Annotated in this window: 15 protein-coding genes, 4 tRNA genes and 1 pseudogene; 9 read left to right on the top strand and 11 right to left on the bottom strand. The window is 38.2% G+C overall.

The genetic code is table 11. From position 1 onward, the window contains the following. Nucleotides 1-5: 5 nt before the first annotated feature. The 3 genes from FY048_RS02490 to FY048_RS02480 form a co-directional block, all read right to left on the bottom strand. On the bottom strand, nucleotides 6-3,071 hold the full coding sequence (locus tag FY048_RS02490) for an efflux RND transporter permease subunit (protein ID WP_446090005.1): 3,066 nt from the start codon (nucleotides 3,069-3,071) through the stop codon (nucleotides 6-8). Then, on the bottom strand, nucleotides 3,068-4,192 hold the full coding sequence (locus FY048_RS02485; RefSeq protein WP_446090004.1) for an efflux RND transporter periplasmic adaptor subunit: 1,125 nt from the start codon (nucleotides 4,190-4,192) through the stop codon (nucleotides 3,068-3,070). Before FY048_RS02485 ends, FY048_RS02490 begins: the two co-directional genes overlap by 4 nt. Nucleotides 4,193-4,271: 79 nt before the next feature. Next, nucleotides 4,272-4,892 (bottom strand): TetR/AcrR family transcriptional regulator, encoded by a 621-nt coding sequence (locus FY048_RS02480; protein WP_446090003.1) that lies wholly within the window; start codon nucleotides 4,890-4,892, stop codon nucleotides 4,272-4,274. Nucleotides 4,893-5,019: 127 nt separating this feature from the next. On the opposite strand from FY048_RS02480, the pseudogene FY048_RS02475 reads away from it, so the two are divergent. From FY048_RS02475 to FY048_RS02445, 7 genes and pseudogenes are all read left to right on the top strand, one after another. Then, a pseudogene (locus tag FY048_RS02475) lies at nucleotides 5,020-6,434 on the top strand (efflux transporter outer membrane subunit). 87 nt (nucleotides 6,435-6,521) lie between these two features. Next, nucleotides 6,522-7,307: an SDR family NAD(P)-dependent oxidoreductase gene (locus FY048_RS02470; protein ID WP_446090002.1), complete on the top strand. Its 786-nt coding sequence runs from the start codon at nucleotides 6,522-6,524 to the stop codon at nucleotides 7,305-7,307. Nucleotides 7,308-7,558: 251 nt separating this feature from the next. After that, nucleotides 7,559-8,839, top strand: coding sequence for an OmpP1/FadL family transporter (locus FY048_RS02465; RefSeq protein ID WP_446090001.1), 1,281 nt, complete (start codon nucleotides 7,559-7,561; stop codon nucleotides 8,837-8,839). Nucleotides 8,840-9,973: 1,134 nt separating this feature from the next. Continuing rightward, entirely contained in the window at nucleotides 9,974-11,335 is a 1,362-nt protein-coding gene (locus FY048_RS02460; RefSeq protein WP_446090000.1) for an MATE family efflux transporter, read from the top strand. Nucleotides 11,336-11,462: 127 nt separating this feature from the next. Continuing rightward, nucleotides 11,463-12,296 carry an AraC family transcriptional regulator gene (locus tag FY048_RS02455; protein ID WP_446089999.1) on the top strand — a complete coding sequence of 278 codons (834 nt, stop codon included), beginning with the start codon at nucleotides 11,463-11,465 and terminating at the stop codon, nucleotides 12,294-12,296. 50 nt (nucleotides 12,297-12,346) lie between these two features. Then, on the top strand, nucleotides 12,347-12,952 hold the full coding sequence (locus FY048_RS02450) for a LysE family translocator (RefSeq protein WP_446089998.1): 606 nt from the start codon (nucleotides 12,347-12,349) through the stop codon (nucleotides 12,950-12,952). A 568-nt stretch (nucleotides 12,953-13,520) separates the two neighbouring features. Next, nucleotides 13,521-13,862 (top strand): hypothetical protein, encoded by a 342-nt coding sequence (locus FY048_RS02445; protein ID WP_016137598.1) that lies wholly within the window; start codon nucleotides 13,521-13,523, stop codon nucleotides 13,860-13,862. Here the strand turns inward: FY048_RS02445 and FY048_RS02440 are convergent. The 8 genes from FY048_RS02440 to FY048_RS02405 form a co-directional block, all read right to left on the bottom strand. Further along, nucleotides 13,837-14,307, bottom strand: coding sequence for an AnBLUF65 family BLUF photoreceptors (locus FY048_RS02440; protein ID WP_446089997.1), 471 nt, complete (start codon nucleotides 14,305-14,307; stop codon nucleotides 13,837-13,839). The two genes, FY048_RS02445 and FY048_RS02440, sit on opposite strands and share 26 nt — an antisense overlap. A gap of 279 nt (nucleotides 14,308-14,586) precedes the next feature. Next, nucleotides 14,587-14,796 carry a cold-shock protein gene (locus FY048_RS02435; RefSeq protein ID WP_003650775.1) on the bottom strand — a complete coding sequence of 70 codons (210 nt, stop codon included), beginning with the start codon at nucleotides 14,794-14,796 and terminating at the stop codon, nucleotides 14,587-14,589. A gap of 459 nt (nucleotides 14,797-15,255) precedes the next feature. Continuing rightward, a tRNA-Trp gene (locus tag FY048_RS02430) sits at nucleotides 15,256-15,329 on the bottom strand. 68 nt (nucleotides 15,330-15,397) lie between these two features. After that, nucleotides 15,398-15,482 (bottom strand) — tRNA-Leu (locus FY048_RS02425). 27 nt (nucleotides 15,483-15,509) lie between these two features. Continuing rightward, nucleotides 15,510-15,583: transfer RNA gene (locus FY048_RS02420), tRNA-Trp, on the bottom strand. Between the two features lie 53 nt (nucleotides 15,584-15,636). Further along, nucleotides 15,637-15,721: transfer RNA gene (locus FY048_RS02415), tRNA-Leu, on the bottom strand. A 102-nt stretch (nucleotides 15,722-15,823) separates the two neighbouring features. Further along, nucleotides 15,824-16,630, bottom strand: a complete 807-nt coding sequence (locus FY048_RS02410; protein WP_446090281.1) for a protein kinase domain-containing protein — start codon at nucleotides 16,628-16,630, stop codon at nucleotides 15,824-15,826. After that, nucleotides 16,617-18,125: a DUF3336 domain-containing protein gene (locus FY048_RS02405; RefSeq protein WP_446089996.1), complete on the bottom strand. Its 1,509-nt coding sequence runs from the start codon at nucleotides 18,123-18,125 to the stop codon at nucleotides 16,617-16,619. Before FY048_RS02405 ends, FY048_RS02410 begins: the two co-directional genes overlap by 14 nt. Before the next feature lie 178 nt (nucleotides 18,126-18,303). Here FY048_RS02405 and FY048_RS02400 point away from each other — a divergent pair, with 178 nt between their 5' ends. Beyond that, nucleotides 18,304-19,185 carry an ATP-binding protein gene (locus tag FY048_RS02400; RefSeq protein WP_446089995.1) on the top strand — a complete coding sequence of 294 codons (882 nt, stop codon included), beginning with the start codon at nucleotides 18,304-18,306 and terminating at the stop codon, nucleotides 19,183-19,185. A gap of 108 nt (nucleotides 19,186-19,293) precedes the next feature. Then, nucleotides 19,294-20,397: a DUF6670 family protein gene (locus tag FY048_RS02395; protein ID WP_446089994.1), complete on the top strand. Its 1,104-nt coding sequence runs from the start codon at nucleotides 19,294-19,296 to the stop codon at nucleotides 20,395-20,397. Nucleotide 20,398 lies beyond the last annotated feature (1 nt).

Raw genomic sequence — 20,398 nt, 5'->3', positions numbered from 1 at the left:
GATCATTAAACTGCTGGTTTAGCCCCGATCTTGAACCAGATCGAATACATTGCTGGCAGAAAAACCAAAGTCAAAATGGTTCCTGCAAGCGTTCCGCCAATAAGTGTGTAAGCAAGCGTTCCCCAAAACACTGAGTGAGTCAGAGGAATGAAAGCCAAAATAGCTGCTAAAGCTGTCAGAATTACAGGTCTGGCGCGTTGTACTGTGGCCTCAACCACTGCATTCAACGGATCAAGCCCAGCTTCTTTGTTTTGCTGAATCTGTCCAATTAAGATGAGCGTGTTACGCATCAAAATTCCAGACAATGCAATCAACCCGACTAATGCATTAATACCAAAGGGCTGCTGAAATAAAAGAAGTGTTGGCACCACACCAATTAATCCCAACGGGCTGGTTAAAAACACCATAATCATTGCAGCAATAGATCTCACTTGAAGAATGATAATGAGTAGTGTCATCGCCAACATGATTGGAAAAATAGGAAGCATGGCTTTAGTGGCTTTGCCAGACTCTTCAATGGAACCAGCCTCTACAATCTGATATCCCTTTGGTAAATCTTTAATGACTGGTTGAAGCTCTTTAGTAATTGCAGTAGATACATCCGGTGGTTGTAAACCTTCAGCAATATCTCCACGAATAGTCATCGTTGGTACCCGATCTCGACGACGAATGACAGGTTCTTCCATGCGAACTTCAATTTTGCCAATTTGTGCTAAAGGAATACGTTGTCCATTTGCACCAGTCAGTGTGAAATCACCAATTTTTGCAGGGTCTAGCCTGATATCACCTGCTGAACGGGCAACAACTTGCACTGTACGAATATCTTCACGCACAGATGTAATCGGAATACCAGTTAACAAAAACTGTAATTGCTGTGCGACTGAACTTGATGTCAGACCAACTGCTTGTAGACGGTCTTGTTCCAATGTGAAATGTAGGGCTGGCACACGAGTTCCCCAGTCCGTATTTACAGTTCGCATCATTGGGCTAGCATTCATAATTTGCTGAACCTGAGCTGCAATCACGCGTAATTTTTCTGGATCTGGGCCTGAAACTCGGTAAGCTACTGGATATGGCGAATAAGGTCCAAACACAAGTTGTGTTACACGTAGCTGTGCCTCAGTCGCAAGTCCATTTGAAATGGCTTGTCTTAGGCGGTGTTTTAAGGCTTCACGTTCTTCTTGATTGTCAGTTCGTACCACAATCTTGGCAAAGGCTGGATCTGGTAACTCAGGCCCCATCGAAAAATAAAAACGAGGTGCACCTTGACCAATATACGATGTGACAATCTTTGCTTCATGTTGCTTAGATAACCAAGCCTCAACTTTTGCTGTCGCAGCACTTGTTTGCGTAATCGATGTACCATAAGGCATCTGTACTTCAACAAGCACTTCAGGTCGGTCAGAGATTGGAAAAAATTGTTTTTTCACCAATGCCATTCCGCCTATGGCTAAAACAAATAACCCAATAACACTGCCTGCAACAATCCATTTACGTGCAATCACACGTGCAAGAATTTGACGGAAACGGTTATATCGTGGTGTGTCATAAATTGCAGTATGACCGCCTTCAATTTTTTTAAAATCAGGCAACATCTTCACACCCAAATAAGGTGTAAAAACGACAGCAACAACCCATGAAGCAATAAGTGCAATACCAACAATCCAAAACATATTGCTGGTATATTCACCCGCTGAAGAGCGAGCAAAACCATTTGGCATGAACCCAACAGCGGTGACTAATGTTCCAGAAAGCATCGGTGCTGCCGTATGACTCCAAGCATAGGCGGAAGCTGCTGTACGGCTAAAGCCCTCTTCCATTTTCACAACCATCATTTCAATCGCAATAATGGCATCGTCAACTAAAAGCCCTAAAGCAAGAATAAGAGAGCCAAGTGTAATTCGGTCAAAGTTTTTACCCGTTGCCAACATCACCACAAAAACAATCGCCAATGTGAGTGGTACAGCCATAGCAACCACGACACCAACGCGCCATCCCATGCTAATAAAGCTTACAAACATAACCACAAGCAATGCTACAAAGAACTTAATCATGAACTCATCTACCGATGAGCTAATATTGACTGCCTGATCAGTCACTTTGTTTAAACTGATGCCCAGAGGTAAATCTTCATTAATCGATCCGACTTCTTTCTCTAATGATTTACCAAGATCTAATCCATTCCATCCTTCGCGCATCACCACGCCCAACAGTAAGGTCGGTTCCCCACCATTACGAATCATGAATGTTGCAGGATCTTCAGTACCGCGTTTAACTGTCGCAATATCTGACAATTTCAAGGTGCGACCTTGAGCCGTTATGGGGGTGTCACGAATTTTTTGTAACTTGTCAAAAGCGCCATCTAATCTGACAAAAACTTGAGGGCCTTTGGTTTCAATGGAACCCGCTGGAGTAAGCACATTCTGATTATTCAGTGCAGCAAATACATCTTGCGGATTTACGCCTAGTGTTGCCAAACGCTCATGCGAAAATTCAATATAGATACGCTCAGATTGCTCACCAATAATATTGACTTTCTTTACGCCTGGCACATGAAGTAACTGCTGCCGAATTGTTTCTGCATCACGTACTAATAATCTTTGCGCTTCATTTTTTGCTTTTAAAGCAAATAAGGCAAAAGTTACATCTGCATATTCATCATTAACGAGCGGTCCAATAACACCAGCAGGTAAGTTGCTCATCTCATCATTTACTTTCTTCCTCGCTTGATAGAATTCGTCTTGCACCTGTGATGGTGGCGTACTATCAAGTAAAGTCAGTGTCGTAAAAGCTAAGCCAGGTCTGGTATAGGTTTCTGTTCGATCATACCAACGCAGCTCCTGCATCCGTTTTTCGATTTTTTCAGCAACTTGATCTTGCATCTCTTGAGCAGTTGCTCCAGGCCAAGCCGTCACAATGGTCATAACCTTCACTGTAAAAGCTGGATCTTCGGCTCGACCTAATTTAAAAAAAGCAACGATGCCAGCAATCGAAATCAAAAAAATTAGAAATAGTGTAATGCCGCGTTCACGCACAGCAAGGGCCGATAAGTTAAAACCTTTTTCACTCATGAGTGGTCCCCTTCATTTCCAACTGAAGGATGACTCGCTTGTGATGCAATACGTACCAATTCACCTTCTCGAAGCAAATGCGCACCTAAAGCAACAATTCGATCTCCACTTTGAATATTGCCAGTGACATAGGCATATTCATCATCAAGCTGTTTAACAACAACAGAACGCCACGTTACTTTCTGAGTTTTTCCATTAATTACCCAAACTCCAGCTCCTTTACCCTTATCAAGTAAGGAACCGACTGGCACTTGTAAAAAATGCTGTGAACTCTCATTTTGATTGGCAATACGTACGGTAACCGTTGAACCTAAAGGAGCATTTGCTAAATCGCCTTCCAAGACGAAACGTGCCTCAAAAGTACGAGTGAGTTGATCTGCTGTATTTGATAACTGTCTAAGTTTAGCGGGGACACTTATATTTTCTTTACCAAAGAGTGTAGCTTGACCAATAGCCCCTATTGCAGGACGTAATGTCTCTGGAAGCTGAATGATTGCTTCCCTTTGACCAGAATGAGCCAAGCGAATGACTGTTTGACCCGCACTGACAACCTGACCTGGTTCGACCAGTGTTTCCATAATCGTACCATCACCATCCGCAATTAAATCGGCATAGTGACTCGCGTTTAATGCCACCCTAGCTTGAGCTTGAGTCGAACTGAGCTGTGCTCTCGCTGTGTCTGCTGCCGCTTTAATCTGATCATAGGCAGAAGCAGATATAGCCCCGCTTCCACGTAAATCCTGATATCGGGCTTCATCTTTCTCTGCTTGTTCTGCACGGGCTCTGGCTGCACCCACAGCTTCTTGTTGGGCTTTAGCAGCAAGTTCTAAATCGACCGGATCAATACGCATCAGTAACTGACCGCGCTTTACTGTCTGGCCTGCTTCCACAAATCGTTTGATGACTTTGCCAGAGACACGAAAACCCAAATCACTTTCTACCCGTGCCCCTATCGTGCCTGTGAATGCTCTTGAATCAGAAGTGATTTCGTCTTGTACAGTTGCGACTCGTACTAACGGCGCCGAAGTACGGGGGTCAGATTGCGTATTTTCAGCACAACCGAGCAAGAAAAAAGGAAATATACATATTGCTGTAAACGGAATAAGGCGACGATAAAGCATATTTGAGCCCCCCTTAAGAAATTAATCAGGAGACTCATTTTTAATCAAGTGACCAATTTAGTCAATAGTCACAAATCTATTATGGCGATAAACTTCTCAGTACGAGGCTAGAAAGCAAGACTGGAGCATCTGTGTTATATGAAATACTATGTTGTAAAAGTAGTGGGTGCAGATAAGGTCTCATGACTAAATAAATAGCCTTAACTGCTTCATCAATTGGAGTTTTTCTTTCAAAATCACCAGATTGACGACCTTCTTGAATAATGTTTTGTAATACTTCAAGGATTCGATTTTCATAAGCGACTGTAGCATCCCATTTCTCAGAAGCAGCAGAAGCGGCAATTTCATAAAGCTTACGCTCTTGAGAAAATAAACGAAGGCTTGCTTCAACAATTACTTTAAATAACACCCTTAATTTTTCTGCTGGATATTCAGCTTCTTTAATGGCTGTATTAACTTCATCTTCAATTTCACGTAAACAATTGGCACATATCATTTCGCCAATTGCTTGTTTAGATTCAAAAAATTTATAAATATAAGCTTTAGAAAAACCTATAGATTTTGCAAGATCAGAAACTGTAGTTTTCTCATAACCATATCGGCTGAAATGCTCTGTAGCGGCACTCAGGATTTGATCTCTTACGTCATGATCTTCTGGTCCTCGCTTCGAAACAGGATAACTACTTTTTTCTTTACTCATATTTTCAATTTAAACCTTTATCTGAAAGTGGCAGTTTAACTCTTGCGAAATGATATTGACAACTAGTGACCAAATTGTATTATAGTCACAATTAAACTATTGTTCAAAATCTCGCCTCGGGGGAAATATGTTATCTAGATCTATCGTTCTCCTACCCATCATCGTAAGTACTCTTACTGCGTGTACCGTAGGTCCTAATTATAAACGCCCTAATATATCTCTACCCGAGCAATACCTTGGCACACCTTTAAACTCATCAAATGACAATAGCAAAGCAGATATTGTCGTATGGTGGCAAAGTTTTAACGATCCTCAACTTACTCGATATGTCACATTAGCGTTAAAACAAAATCTTGATTTAACCCAAGCATATACTCGAGTGACTCAAGCTCAGGCTGGATTATCGGCAGCTAATGCCTCTTTACAACCAATCGGTACTGTTGGCGCACAGGCAGCTAAAGTTTACCAATCTGTTGAAACACCATTGGGGCAAGTTTTAAATTCAATGCCAGATTTTGACCGACATGGTAGTTCTTATGACGCAAATTTAAGTGCAACTTGGGAGTTAGATATTTTTGGAGGCCTGCGCAGAGATCGTGAAGCTGCTCTTGCAAATTATCAGTCTTCAAACGCAGGAGCCTCAGCCGTCCGTTTAATGGTCGCAGCTCAAACTGCCAATATCTATATTAATATTCGAGGCTTACAATCTCGATTAAACATTGCCCATCAACAATTAAAAACCCAACAACAACTTCTTTCAACCATTAATCTTTTATACAGCAAAGGATTAGCTTCCGAATTTCAAGTCAAACAAGCCAAAGCGAATGTCGCTCAAGTTCAAGCTGTTATTCCTGTTCTTGAAATGAATCTAGACATTGCCATGAATGCCCTCGACGTCATGCTTGGAACCGTACCGGGAACTCACCGAGCAGAGCTAGCAGAAATAAAACCAATTCCGGTTATTCCTCAGATTACAGAAACTGGAACACCTCGTGATCTGTTACGTAGAAGACCAGATCTCATCATGGCTGAAAGACAATTGGCAGTGCGATTGCAGAATATTACCCAAAGGTCTCTCTAGGCGGTTTGATAGGTAGTACAACCACAGCAAGTGGAAACTTATTTTCAAGTGGTGCGAATCAAGCTGCGGGCTTATTAGGTTTGCGTTGGCGCTTATTTGATTTTGGTCGAATTAATGCAGAAATCCGCTTAGCTAAGGGACAAGAAGCCGAAAAGCTTGCAGCCTACCAATTAGCCGTCTTACATGCAGCGGAAGATGTAGAAAACTCATTATCAACTTTATCCAAACGACAAGAACAGTTAATGGCTCTCCAAGATGGAGAAAATGCATTAAAGCATGCACAGAGAATCGCTTTAATCGCCTACCAGAAAGGAATTAACAGTCGAATAGAAGTATTACAAGCAGATTCAAGCGCTTTGCAATTTTCAGATAGAAAACTTCAAGCACAAACTGATTCGGCCCTTGCAGCTGTAGCAGTTTACAAATCACTAGGTGGCGGCTGGCAACCTCATGATTATTAAAAATTAATCATCTAGATTGAAAAACACAAAATGAGGAAGAGTAATGCAAAGTCATTTAAATTGTTATAGCAAGCCGGAGTAAGTGAGATGACAGATAAAAGTAAATCTTGGGTCCTTGTGACTGGTGCATCAAGCGGTTTTGGTATCGAGTTCGCCAGACAATACGCAGAGCAAGGTCGCTCGCTAATCTTAGTAGCGCGTACCTTGACTAAGCTTGAATCCATCGCTGCAGAGTTACGACAGAACTTCAATATCGAAGTCATTGTGGAACAAGTGGATCTTTCCTCTATTCCTGCAGTTACTGCATTACATCAGCGCCTACGTGAAAGAGATATTGTAGTTGACGTTTTGATCAACAACGCAGGCCATGGACTACAAGGTCCATTCTTGGATGAGACTCTAGATCATTCATTAGCAATGATCGATTTGGATATCCGCAGCTTGACAGCAATGACACGCCTGTTCGGTGAAGACATGCGCGCAAGAAAAAAAGGAAGCATATTGATGGTCGCGAGCCTGCTTTCTTATCAAGGCGTTAAGAATTTTGCCGTGTACTCCGCCGCTAAAGCCTATGTACTCAAGTTTTCCGATGCACTCCATCGTGAGTTCAAAAAGGATGGCGTCGTCGTTACAGCACTATGCCCTGGCCTGTCAGATACAGGATTTGCTGCGGGAGCCAAACAAAAACTAACACCGGCCTTAAAAATGATCATGATGCAGCCCAAGCCTGTAGTTCAGGCGGGAATTCAGGCACTTCAAGCAGGCCGCATGAGCGTGGTACCAGGGTTTGGCAATAAAGCAATTGCTGTTCTAGCTTGGGCAACTCCGCGCTGGTTACACCAGACCATCATGGCAACAGTGATGGGAGTTTAGTCTCGTCAGACTAGCTGTTCATTCGATTCTGTAGCCAAACCTCTCTGGCTAACTCATAACCCTAAACAAGAGTTAGCTAGGGATTGCACATCTTATTGTGCTAGTGCTCATACAAAATGATGAGGAGCTACGGCTCAATCGGTGGATTAGATGTATGCCTATACGAGTAATACCTTCGATCGCATGAACTCTCTATGAAATATAAACACAAAACGTCCGACACACATTTTCACCTCAAGGAAAGATGTAAAATGAAATTAAAAACATTAACTACAGCAATTATTTTAGTAACTTTACCTATGACAGGGGCATTTGCTGCATCTCTAGATCGTTCAGGTCAGTCTATCTCTGCATTCTTACAACCTGGCAATTACTTTGAAGCAGGTATTTCGGTATTAGATCCAAATGTTTCAGGTAAAGTGCGCAATGAATATTCACCAAATGCAACACCACCAAGCGCGATTGGTTTACAAAATACAAATATTAGCGATATGGGGGATGATTATTACTTCCCTAGCGCTGCGCTAAAACTACAAGCAACAGACCACTTCTCTTTTGGTTTAATTTACGATCGACCATTTGGCGCAGATGTTACTTATTCGCTCTCTGACCCAGCATCAGCTGCTGCAGGTGGCTTAGGTCTATTTCACAATGGTACAGAGTCACTAGAAGTTGAAGTAAAAACCCAAAGTATTTCAATGCTGCTTGGCTATCAACCAAATGAAAATTTTAATTTTTATGCAGGTCCCGTTTACCAAACAATTGAAGGTAATGCTCAATTTCGTGGCTTAGCATTCGGTGGTAATAACAGCTTTGGTGGATATAATCTCAACATTAAAGAAACTGGCGGTGTTGGCTGGTTGGTTGGTGTTGCATATCAAATTCCAGAAATTGCATTAAAAGCATCTGTTACATATCGCTCTGAAATTGATCATGAAATGACAATTAATGAAAGCTCTATTGCAACATTAGGGCAAAATATTGGTACTTTTATTAATATGAATAATGGCTTGGAGCAAACAAAAATTACTACGCCTCAATCTGTTAATCTAGATTTCCAAACAGGCATCTTGGCAGATACCATTGCATTTGCAAATGTGCGCTGGGTAAATTGGAAAGATTTCACAATACGCCCTTATGCGTTCGGTGTGGCTTCAGAAATCGCAGGGCCATCTGTTGGCAAGCCAGGTGGCTTTGATCTAGCCGCCTATAGTGATGACCAATGGTCAGGAAACATTGGCATTGGCCGCAAGTTAAATGATCAATGGACAGGGAACATTTCTATAGGTTGGGATTCTGGTGCGGGTAATCTTGTGACAGCATTAGGCCCAACAGAAGGTTATTGGAATCTCGGCTTGGGGGCTCAATTCAGCCCAACACCACGAACGTTCATTGCAGGTGGCGTAAAATATTTTTGGTTAGGTGATGCTAAATTACAGACTAGCGCACAATTTGATACAGCAAGCTATGTTGCAGAATTTAAAGATAACTACGCTATCGCATATGGATTAAAAATGGGCTATAAGTTCTAATTATTCATATTGAAAAAGCTATTTAGAATGATTTACCCCCGAAGTTAGTTGGCTTTATCTAATGGCTTTTAAAGACTGAGTTCTGTAACGTACAGGTCTCAGTCTTTTAAATTTATTCTTTGTTCTTTCTCGGTTTTCTCCAGTTTATTAATTGCTTTAATTCTTCATCTTAGAAACATTTAGATTTAAGTATTTAATACTTTCCAATCCTACTTATATCGTCTCCGTGAAAACTCATGGGTCATGTGTGTCTTGTTTAGTATTATCAGCACAACTTAACGAAAATAATGGAATTAAATATATTGCAGTAAATAAAATAAGGGCTAAAGCATATTAAAACCACAGCCTTGTAAAATTTTTAATAAATAACCAAATTAACAATAAGTCACAAACCCATTAAGGCAATAAACTTCTTAATACAAGATCAGAAGGTAATCTTAGTACATTAGTGTTGATGATTAATTCTCTATTGTAAAAACAATGGATATAAATAAGATTTGATCACTAGGCAAACCACTTTGACTACTTCAGAAACGTAGTTCTTTCTTTTAAAATCAAAAAATCACATCATTTCGTATCATACTTTTTTATTTTTCAATAAATGTCTAACTACAAAATAAAATACTGATTAAATTATAAATATTACAAACACTAGCTTAGGAAAAGCTATAGATTTTGCAAAATTAGAAAGTGTAGTTCTCTCACCACCCTAGCCGCTAAAACACTCTGTTGCAGCACTCAGGATTTGATCTCGCACCTCACGACCCTCAGCTCATTCCGTCGGGAGAAGATAACTACTCTTTTCCCGATTCATATTTTTTTATTTAGCTGTTTTTGAAAATGACAGTTTAACGCAGCCTATCTCTTATTGACATTTAGTGACCAAATATTAATATAGTCACAACCAGTAATTGTTCAAAACACTGCCCAAATATGCCCTCTAAAACTCTCGTTGTCTTACCAATATTAGCTAATACTTTGCAATTCTCAGATAGAAAATTTCAAGCACAAACTGATTCGGCCCTTGCCACTGTAGCAGTTTACAAATCACTAGATGGTGGCTGGCAACCTCAAAATTTTTAAGACAACCCTATTGCAGTCGTAGGCAAGTAATTCATAAAACGAGAATCTGTTATGCAAGAACAATCAGTACGCCAGTCTTTAAGTACACACGATTTAAATCATGCCATCTTAAACGGCCCAATAACCCAAGTAATGCTAAAACTGGCGTTACCGACCATAGCTGTTCTACTCGTACAAACATTAATTGGATTACTAGAGACATATTTTGTAAGTTCTTTGGGAACTGACGTAATGGCGGGTGTAGCCGTTGTGTTCCCAATTCTTATGCTCATGCAAATGCTAGCAAATGGTGGTTTTGGGGGAGGTTTAGCCTCAGCAATTGCTCGGGCTTCTGGAGCAGGACAATCAGAAGATGTCCAATCCCTTGTCTGGCATGGTGTAATTCTTGCTGGCCTTTTGGGAGGAGTTTTTAGTATTGTTATGCTCACCGCGGCGCCCATCATCTACCACTTAATGGGGGTTACGGGCTTAGCTTTGAATGCTGCTCTAAAATATTCCAATATTATTTTTATTGGTTCACCTCTCATATGGGCTGTAGCCTTACTATCAGCAGCTTTACGCGGTGCAGGTGATACAAAAACCCCAGCTCGCATAACACTTCTAGGTGGAGTACTACTTTTGCCTCTATCACCTATTTTCATTTTTGGCTGGGGATTCATTCCTTCATTTGGCGTGGCCGGAGCTGGACTCGCTGTATTAAGTTATTATATTTTTGCCATCATATGCTTAATTAAACACATGCGAACAACGCATAGCATTATCAAATTATCGATCAAGCCCATTAATTTTCAGTTCTTCAAAGATATTCTTGGTATTGGTTCACTATCCGCTATCGGAATAATTCAACTCAATTTAACTGTTGTCCTTATAACTACCTTAGTTGGTCAATTTGGATCTGATGCAATCGCTGGGTACGGTATTGCGTCCCGATTAGACTACATACAAGTTCCGCTTATGTTCGGTATCGGTTCAGCAATCATGACCATGGTTGGTATTAATTACGGAGCTGGACAATTTCAAAGAGCACGCCGTATAACATGGATCGGGGTTTTCATTACGTTTCTTATTACTGGCTCAATAGGACTTTTCTTTAGTATTTTTCCTTCCATTTGGCTTGTTTTTTTTACTCATGATCCATCTGTTCTTCAGACTGGAACAAATTACTTGCAGCATGTTGCGCCTTTTTATGGCGCGATAGGTATTGGTATGGCACTTTATTTTGCAGGCCAAAGTTCAAAACGATTATTAGGCCCTCTCTTAGCAGGTACCATCAGAATGATCATTGCTGCTGTTATTGGAAGTATCTCTGTCTTATATTTTAATGCAAGTTTATCAACCTTCTTTCAAATCATTGGAGTCAGTGCTTTGATATTTGGTTTAGTATCCTGCTTGGCAAATTTTATACATAGATGAAGTCGCATTCAGTTTTAAAGAGGAATATTCGATCTTCTTAAAGATTTTGCACAAATCTTCTAGAACTGTGCCCAGCTCTTTTGTACCGTTCTAAGGGCTAAACTTAAAAATTTCTGGTTAAATTCTTATGGGTAATTGGGTGGATATTTCAAAAGATACCAACACAGGTATTGAAACCATCCGTGCCCATTTTACTGGCCATGCCTATGACCCACACTGGCATTCAAGTTATTTAATCGGTGTAACAGAATCTGGCATTCAGCAATTTCACTGTCGAAAAAAACAAATCAATAGTCATGCTGGGCAAGTCTTTATGCTTGAACCCGAAGAAATTCATGATGGACATGCTCCTGCATCTGATGGCTTTACCTATCAAATGCTGTACCTACATCCAGACTTGTTAAAACAACGAATCCAAGGTTTATTTCATAATAGTCCTGACCAATACGAGTTAGTAATTGATGCACCACTAAAGTCAGATGAGCAGCTCGCTATTATTACTTCTCAAGCGTTTCAACATTTACACTATAAAGAAATGAATATTGTGAAAGATAATAGTCTAGACCTGCTTATTCACTATATTGCACAAGGGAAATGGTTAAAAAAAGCTCACCAATCATCTTTTGCTCATACGCCTCGAATCGCATATCAAATTCGAGATATTTTGCATGATCATCTATTTGAAGATATTGGACTTGAAGACATCGCCCGCATGATAGGCCTAGACCGCTACCATATTCATCGCATTTTTAAAGCAACATTTCATTTAGCCCCGCATCAATATCTTATTCAACTCAGACTTACGCGAGCACGCGATTTGCTCGCCAGAAGCATTGCTCCCGCACAAGTTGCTTCCGATTTATGTTTTGCAGACCAAAGTCATTTAAGTCGCTGGTTCAAACGTTGCTATGGTTTAACACCCGCAGCCTATAGAAAAATCTGCACAAATCTTCAAGATTAAAAATCTTAATTATTTCATCTTGTATGCCCCTATTAACTTAAGTCAACAAGATGGAAAACCTCACTACATTTTCATTATTTGCTATTGTTGCCTCAATTACTCCTGGTCCAACCAATTTTATAATTTTGAGTTTAAGCAGCCGTTATAAAATTTCTAAAACGTTTCCTGTCATTTTAGGTTCTTGCATCGGGGCTGCCCTACTTGTGCTCATCGTTGGCATTGGACTAGGTTCAACTCTTCTGGCTTACCCAATTATTCAAAAAATAATGACATTGATTAGTTTAATCTGGCTCACCTCATTGGCTTGGAAATTATATAACTACAACCCTATTATTCCTTCCGAACAAGACAATGAAAAAGAGAAAATTGGTTTTCTTGCCGGATTTTTTATGCAGGCAGTTAATCCTAAAACATGGCTAATGGCTTTTGCAGTGATTAGTGTTTACACAAAGCAAGGGCAAGATATCTGGCTAAATGTCTCAATTTTATCCTTTATTTTTTTAATTATCGCAATTCCCTGTCTTTACATCTGGGCCTTAGCTGGCAGGTTAAGCAACCGATTATTTTCAAAACCAAAGCATATAAACATTTTTAATAAAATAATGGCGCTAACACTACTCATCTCTGTATGGTTGCCCACCCTATCTACATTTTAATCATCGAAACTGGATAAGGACATCTACTTTCTCATGTAAAAATTAATTTATATAACTTTTAATTATTAATATTTTATATTAAGAATTACTTATTTTTATAATTTCATAAAATAACTTTTATTGAATATTCATTTAATAACCTAATCATTTTTTATTTTTAGAAACACACTCCCACATAATCCATGTTACTTTTTGTTACTTATGTAAAGTTCAACTTAACAATAAGTCGGAATAAATCATTGTTAAATATAATTTTTTACTGAATTTTATTTTGTAAATTTTGTCTATTTTTTATACATTTGTAGGCAATTTCTCACAACCATGTAAGCTAAAACTTACAACATAACCAATTGTTTTTCCTATAATTAATTTCAGTACATAGGCACTCTTTACTATTAAATAGAAAGCTTAGTATTAATGAAGAGATCTGGAGAAACGGTAACGTTATCTTTATTAATATAAAAATTCTTAATAATAGAAAAAGAATCTCAAAAAATTAATATGTACTATCTTTCCTCTGGAAACAGAGGAAAGATCTTTTTTTTAATCATCAGATAGGATATAGAAAATGTTTATTGCAAAAAATATATTTGTATATTTACTATCAATGTTAGCTTTATGCTTACTGATTATTTTCTTTAACTACCTTGGAATGAATGAGACGACTAACCTTCTGCTCTCTTCAGCACTTTTTGGAATATTCATTACTTGGTATTTCAAAGGTAGCGGCCTGTGTCTCGCCTTATTTAGTTTTTTTTACTGGGCAATGTTTGTGATTAGCCAAAGTTTAGAAGTGATATGGATGCTCGCAAGTTCAGTCATTGTCTATCTGGTGATGACTAGAATGATTCCTAAACTCAAGACCATCCATATTGATGTGATAGCTAAAAAGGGTTCACCCCACGCTTAACCATACCAACTTTCTTAACTGTATTAATTTTACTTTGCTCAGCACGTAATAATTCATTTAAGAAAATTTTTAAATTTTGCTCATCAAGACAAATGGGATTAAAACTAGTTTCTCCCATACTCAAAAAGAAAGATTCAATATTTGTATTACGCTGTACATATTTCATTGACCAACGCTGAAAAGAGTTCTTCTCGATGGAATATGTACATAGCCATTTAACATTGTAGTGTCTTTGATCATTTTTAATTTTTTCAAATAATCGCTCTACTAACTCTTGTTCACCTTCTAGGCATTGAAAGAAAGCATTATCAGCATAATAGAGCACACCACAAATTTGATTCAAATCGTTGAAATTTCTAGCTTCTGTCAGGATATCACGTAAATCTTGTAATAAATCTTCATTTTTTTCATTTCGTTGGCTGGCATAACACAGTCGAACGTTCATTAACAATTCCGTGAAATATAAAAATTTCATCATCTAAAGATTTTTCAATCTAACACATATCTATTCCTGATAATTTATATTTCACACTTACATTAAATCTATGCTTTATACAAACAACCAATAAGTGAGTACGGAAACTTATTAGACTTACAAACGATTAGATATAAAAACAAAAGCCCTCTTATAGAGGGCTTTTATATTGCTTAAAAGAAAATAGAATTTCTTTAAAGACTAAAATAAAAAAAAGCACTAAATAGTGCTTTTTTTCTTACTGAAATATTATTGTGGAATAATATTTACAGCATTTGGTCCTTTTTGACCTTGAGTAACAGTAAACGTTACACGTTGACCTTCGTGCAAAGTTTTGAAACCTGAACCAGAGATCTCTTTGAAGTGAGCAAACACATCTGGACCGTTGTCTTGTTGAATGAAACCGAAACCTTTAGTTTCGTTAAACCATTTTACTGTACCGCTTACTGTATTAGACATGATATATCCTACTGATTTCTAATATTTTAGCATCATTTAATAATGACACTAACATAACTTTGAAAAAAGAATAACAAATTGAGTTAAGATCTTAAAAAACGAAGGATTATGACTAAAACTACGATACTTTAAAGAAGATTTACTAACAAGACTTTTTTCTAGTTAAGAGCATGATACATGAAATAAATTTCTATTCAAGCTTTTTATGAAAAAAATTTTATAAATTATAATAAAAAACAGAAAAACAATAACTTAACAAGGCAACTAAAAACTTAGTATATTCCCTACTTAACCAACGACTTACATCTGATTAGATAAAATATCGGTGAGCAGAAGAATAATTGGTTATAACTTATTAAATGGGAGAATAAAATATAAACAAAGAGATAAAAGAATTTGAGTTTTAAAAAATTCAGGCAATAAAAAAACTCCTAAAGAGGAGCTTCATTTTTAAATCATTGGCAGAGGATCAAGGACTCGAACCTTGACGAACGGTTTTGGAGACCGTCATGCTACCATTACACCAATCCTCTATATCTATGATTAAACAACTAATAATTTAATCATAAAAAAAGCAAGAACATCGTCTTGCTTCTTTTAATGGTGGGGGCGAAGAGACTCGAACTCTTACACCTTGCGGCGCTGGAACCTAAATCCAGTGCGTCTACCAATTTCGCCACGCCCCCATCTGGGACATTTATTTAAAATAAATGTGGCAGAGGATCAAGGACTCGAACCTTGACGAACGGTTTTGGAGACCGTCATGCTACCATTACACCAATCCTCTTCCAAAACATAGATGACCTAACATCTACATTAAACTTTAAGTTTAACTTAAAGTGGTGGGGGCGAAGAGACTCGAACTCTTACACCTTGCGGCGCTGGAACCTAAATCCAGTGCGTCTACCAATTTCGCCACGCCCCCGATGGCTGTGTATATTAGCGATAAGATCTAACAGTGACAAGTGTTTTTTTTCTAAAAAAAACTGACCGTGTAAATTGTATACAGATACTAGATCAATGATTTTTATAAGTTTGAATGTGCTTTTAAACAATTCATCGCTTCAAACACGTTTGCAAACCTATTTTTTTGTTGTTTTTGCAATAAACCCGAAAGCAATGGATAAAAAATCATAAATTGTTTGGGCAATCGAATGGTTAAATTTTGGCAATGCAATATTGCCCAATCATAGTAACTCCCTGCTTCTAAGCGAGTTTGAGTTAACCATTCATATAAAACTATACCAAATGCGTATAAATCGCTTTGTACACCCTTAGACACGCCTCTAAACAGCTCTGGAGCCATATAGCGTGGTGTAGCATCCATTCTTGAATCTGAGCTTGATATAAGTCGGGCTTTCTCAAAATCAATCAAATAAGGATTTTGCTCAAACTTTCGAAAATGCTCTTTCTTAATATCCCCATGAATCCAACCGAATCTATGTAGTTCTGCGAGCTTATCTAATGCGAACCAAATCGTATGATATACATCAATCAAATCAGTTTCATGAGACAACGAACCAAACCACAAATCAGTATCAGGTAAAATTAAAACCTTACCTAAAGAATGGTTTATCTGAGGAATAGTACTTAATTCGATTAATTTATGGAGTAAAAGCCACGCAGGTCTCTTATGATTAATTTCTTCGTAAAACAATTGTTCGTGAATGAAATCCTGCTCACTTTGGACATCTGTTTCAGGTAAATGATATTTTAACCAATAGTCTTTGTTATTAATGCTGCATGTCCATAGATACCGCCCTAAAGCGGCACTCACAGGTTTTGTCACGCTTTTTAAGTTTTGTATATGCGAAGCAAAATCATGCTTCAGCATAATAAGACTCAGGCTGTTGTTGCTTTTCTTCAAAACGTAAAACTTCTAAACAGTGCTGAATCGTCTTGCCAATACGAGCATGAGTCTCAATAGAAGAAATTTTTGGCCAAGTCGCCCGTTCCCCTTCTCTCTGTAAGCGTTTAAACAAATGTGGACGTGGGTTTTGCAAGGTATAGGTATAGTGACTCAAGCCATATTTAGCAATGATATTCACATCACCATAATAACGTTGCCCCATTACACCATAGCCATGATCGAGTAACCTTCTAATCGGAGAAATAGAACCAAGTCTTTGACGTGTAAAGTCCATAAGTCCCATCGATAGCACTTTACCTTGGCGTCTTAAAATACGTTCAGGCCAGCTTAAAACATCTTTACGAAAGCGGTCTGCATCATTCTGCATAAATGGAACAATATGTGGGTTTACCTGACTGGCGATGGTGTAATTTAAATTGTAAAGCCGCGCCATTCTTTCTTGCGGAAAATCATTTCTTACACTGCCATCCACCCATTTTGTGTTTGCCATATAAGGTGTGTGTTCACCGTCATAACGTTTGCTGGTTAAACGTACGGGCGGAAATAACACAGGTACAGCACATGAAGCCAACACAGCACTCCATACCAAAACATTAGGAGTCATAATCGCATTCATGATTCGCGGGTTTTCTGTTGCATCGTACGGCGCAACAGCAACATTAATATTTAAACCAGATTTTTTGAAAGCCTCTTCAAACGTAAGATCACCCAGATTTTCAACAAGGAACTTTTTCAAATAGTGCACATCGGCAATGCCACCATTTCCTTTAATGAGTTCACGAAGTTTTCTAAAATGAAAAGCATCACTAAAGAATTGTTCTCCATTTAATAAATTTTGAACATCTTCACTGGCAGAAGTTCCGAGCATGCCCGTCATAATTGCCCCAGCACTTGAGCCAGAGAGCACTTTAGGCATTAAATCTTGTTCAATTAATGCTTTACACACACCTGTATGAAAAAGACCTAAAGTCGCTCCACCCGAGAACATAAGGGCTGGTTGGCCATATGCTTTTTCACAATTTTCAAAAAACTCAATTTTTTCTTTGCGTTGGAAAGTAATACATTCACTTGAAGCAATAAAAGCCAAGCTTTGACTAACTTCTTCAATATAATCTTCAATTAACTTTTTTGTTCCCACATGAGTTGCAGCAAACAGCATAGGGTGTCCAATATTTGCAATATCGTAGGTTAGCCCTTCTTTGAGTAAATAAATAAGATCTAGCGTTCGATGTTGCTGACGATATCTTTTCAGTAAAGTGTAGCGATAAGAAATGAGCTCTGCATCGAAGTAAGGCGAACTATTGTCAAATTTCCACTCTTGCACCCCTGTTTCTTCATCTAGTTTTAATGCAAAAGACTTCCATTCTTCATAAGATTCAGCCATGTCTAATTGACGTTGTAATTTTTTGATACGGTAGGCCTGATGCGGATTCATATCACTGCGTATTTTTTCAAACATATTTCGTCCTCATCTTCACAGATGATTTTACTGAATAGACACCACAACACTATGCGCGGTCTGAAGATTTCAATCAATTGCAAAACCGATAAACTGTAGAGACAACAACTTTTTTGTCAGCCTGTTAATTTCGGTGTTAGTATCCTAGTAAATTACTGTTTAACATGATTGACTTACCATGGCTACCATTGATTTACCAGATAATTTAGTTCAAACATTATCACTCGTATTAAATCAGTTACAGCAGGTCTTACCTGAAGCTAAACAAGAGACAGATTTTAATGCACCTGCTTTTAGATGGGAAAATCAGCAGCTTAAAGCCATCTATACACCCAAAAATATTTATCTGGATGACTTAAAAGGCATTGAACGTCAAAAAGAAAAAATCATTCAAAATACTTTACAATTTTTAAATGGCCTACCCGCAAATGATGTACTTTTAACTGGCTCACGTGGTACAGGAAAGTCATCAATTGTTCGTGCTTTATTGACTGAGTATGCTCCTCAAGGATTACGTTTAATTGAAATTGAGCGTGATGACTTGGCAGATTTACCTAAAGTTCAGAAACTCATTCAAAACCGACCTGAAAAATACATCGTGTATTGTGATGACTTAGCTTTTAATGCTGAAGATGAAAATTACCGTAGTTTAAAAAGTGTATTGGATGGTTCCTTACAGTCTGGTTCAAGTAATTTTATTATTTATGCAACCAGTAACCGTCGCCATTTATTGCCAGAATTCATGCATGAGAATACACCTGTAACTAGAGTCGACGTTCCACAATACACTGAATTACACCCACAAGAAGCGATTGAAGAAAAGATCTCTTTATCAGACCGTTTTGGCTTGTGGTTGTCTTTTTACCCAATGGACCAGAGTTTATATTTAGAAATCGTAGAGCATTATATTCATAAAGCAAACATGGCTTTTAATGACGAAGTTCGTGCTGAAAGTTTACGTTGGTGTCAAATGCGTGGTCAACGTTCAGGACGTGCTGCTTATCAGTTTTCTAAGCACTGGATTGGTTTAAATGGCTTAAAAGAGCTGTCTAACAATTAAACAAAATGTCCCGCAAAGCCTTAGCTTTGGCCTGAAAACCGCTTAGTTTTGACAGTTGTTTTTCATAACCTAAAACAAAGATAGTCCTATCCTGATTTAGGTTTATATATGAAAAAACAATTGCCCAAAATTTCTATAGGCAGCAAAGTTTTAGGTCAAAGCTTATTGCTTGCGCAAAGTGTTATAGATAAAGCAGAAAAATACTCAACTCTTCCTTTTTCTCAGCCTCATATTATCCAGCCCCGAGTTGATGAAAAATATTATAGCTGGACACATTACGGCATCTTTTTTCCACTTTTGCCAGAGCCGCATCGCTATTTAAATATTATGATTTTATTAGGCACACCCGGTGCTCTTGCATTTGATCATGATGACATAATTCATGGAAATCCTCGAAAAACAGCTACTTTCTTTTCAAGTACCGCCGCAGTAGAGAAAGCTTTGCTTAAGGCTTATATCATTCCTGAAGATACAAAAATTAATAAAGATGGAAGCTTAATCGAATTAGGCCAAGAAATTTCAATTCAAGGAAAATTCCCAGAAATTCATATTAATGGACATTATGAGGGTCTTGATTTCGACTTTGATATTGATGTCACCTCGCATGTTTCTTGGTTTATAAAAACACCGATTTATGATCATTTTAGTTTATTGGCAAAGTTTAAAGGCTTCTTAAGCTATCAAGCAGAAAGGATTGAAAGTGAGGGACTTTGCACTTACGAATATGCTCGAGCAGTTGGAGCTCACTCCATCGCAAATAAACTTATTCCTAATGCTTATAAACTGCCGCTTGATTTTTTTACTTATCAAATTATCAATTTAAATGAGACCACTCAACTTCTTCTTACCAAAGCAGATATTGCAGGAAAGACTGCTGCTTATACTTTACATATTAGATATCTTGATCAACCCGTAGAAATTTATACAGATGTCAGTTTTAATGTTATTTCCCATCAAGTAGATGATTACATCTCACCGACTGGGCAAAAGATGCGACTTCCTAAATTCTTTTCGTGGATTGCTCGAAATGAAGCTAAACAAATTATTTTAAATATTCAGGCAGAAATTGACTGCCCACTCCGCTACGGTCATGGGCGAGGTTATGCAAGTAGTTATATATTTACCGGTAATTATTTCGGTAATGAAGTTCAAGGCCGTGGTTATATCGAATATATAGATATTGAAAACCAACAGGCCTTTGAAGATGAATAGT

This window comes from Acinetobacter sp. 1124_18A, from assembly GCF_052824995.1.
The sequence above is the reverse complement of the archived record's forward strand: the minus strand, read 5'-3'. Positions and strand labels throughout refer to the sequence as shown.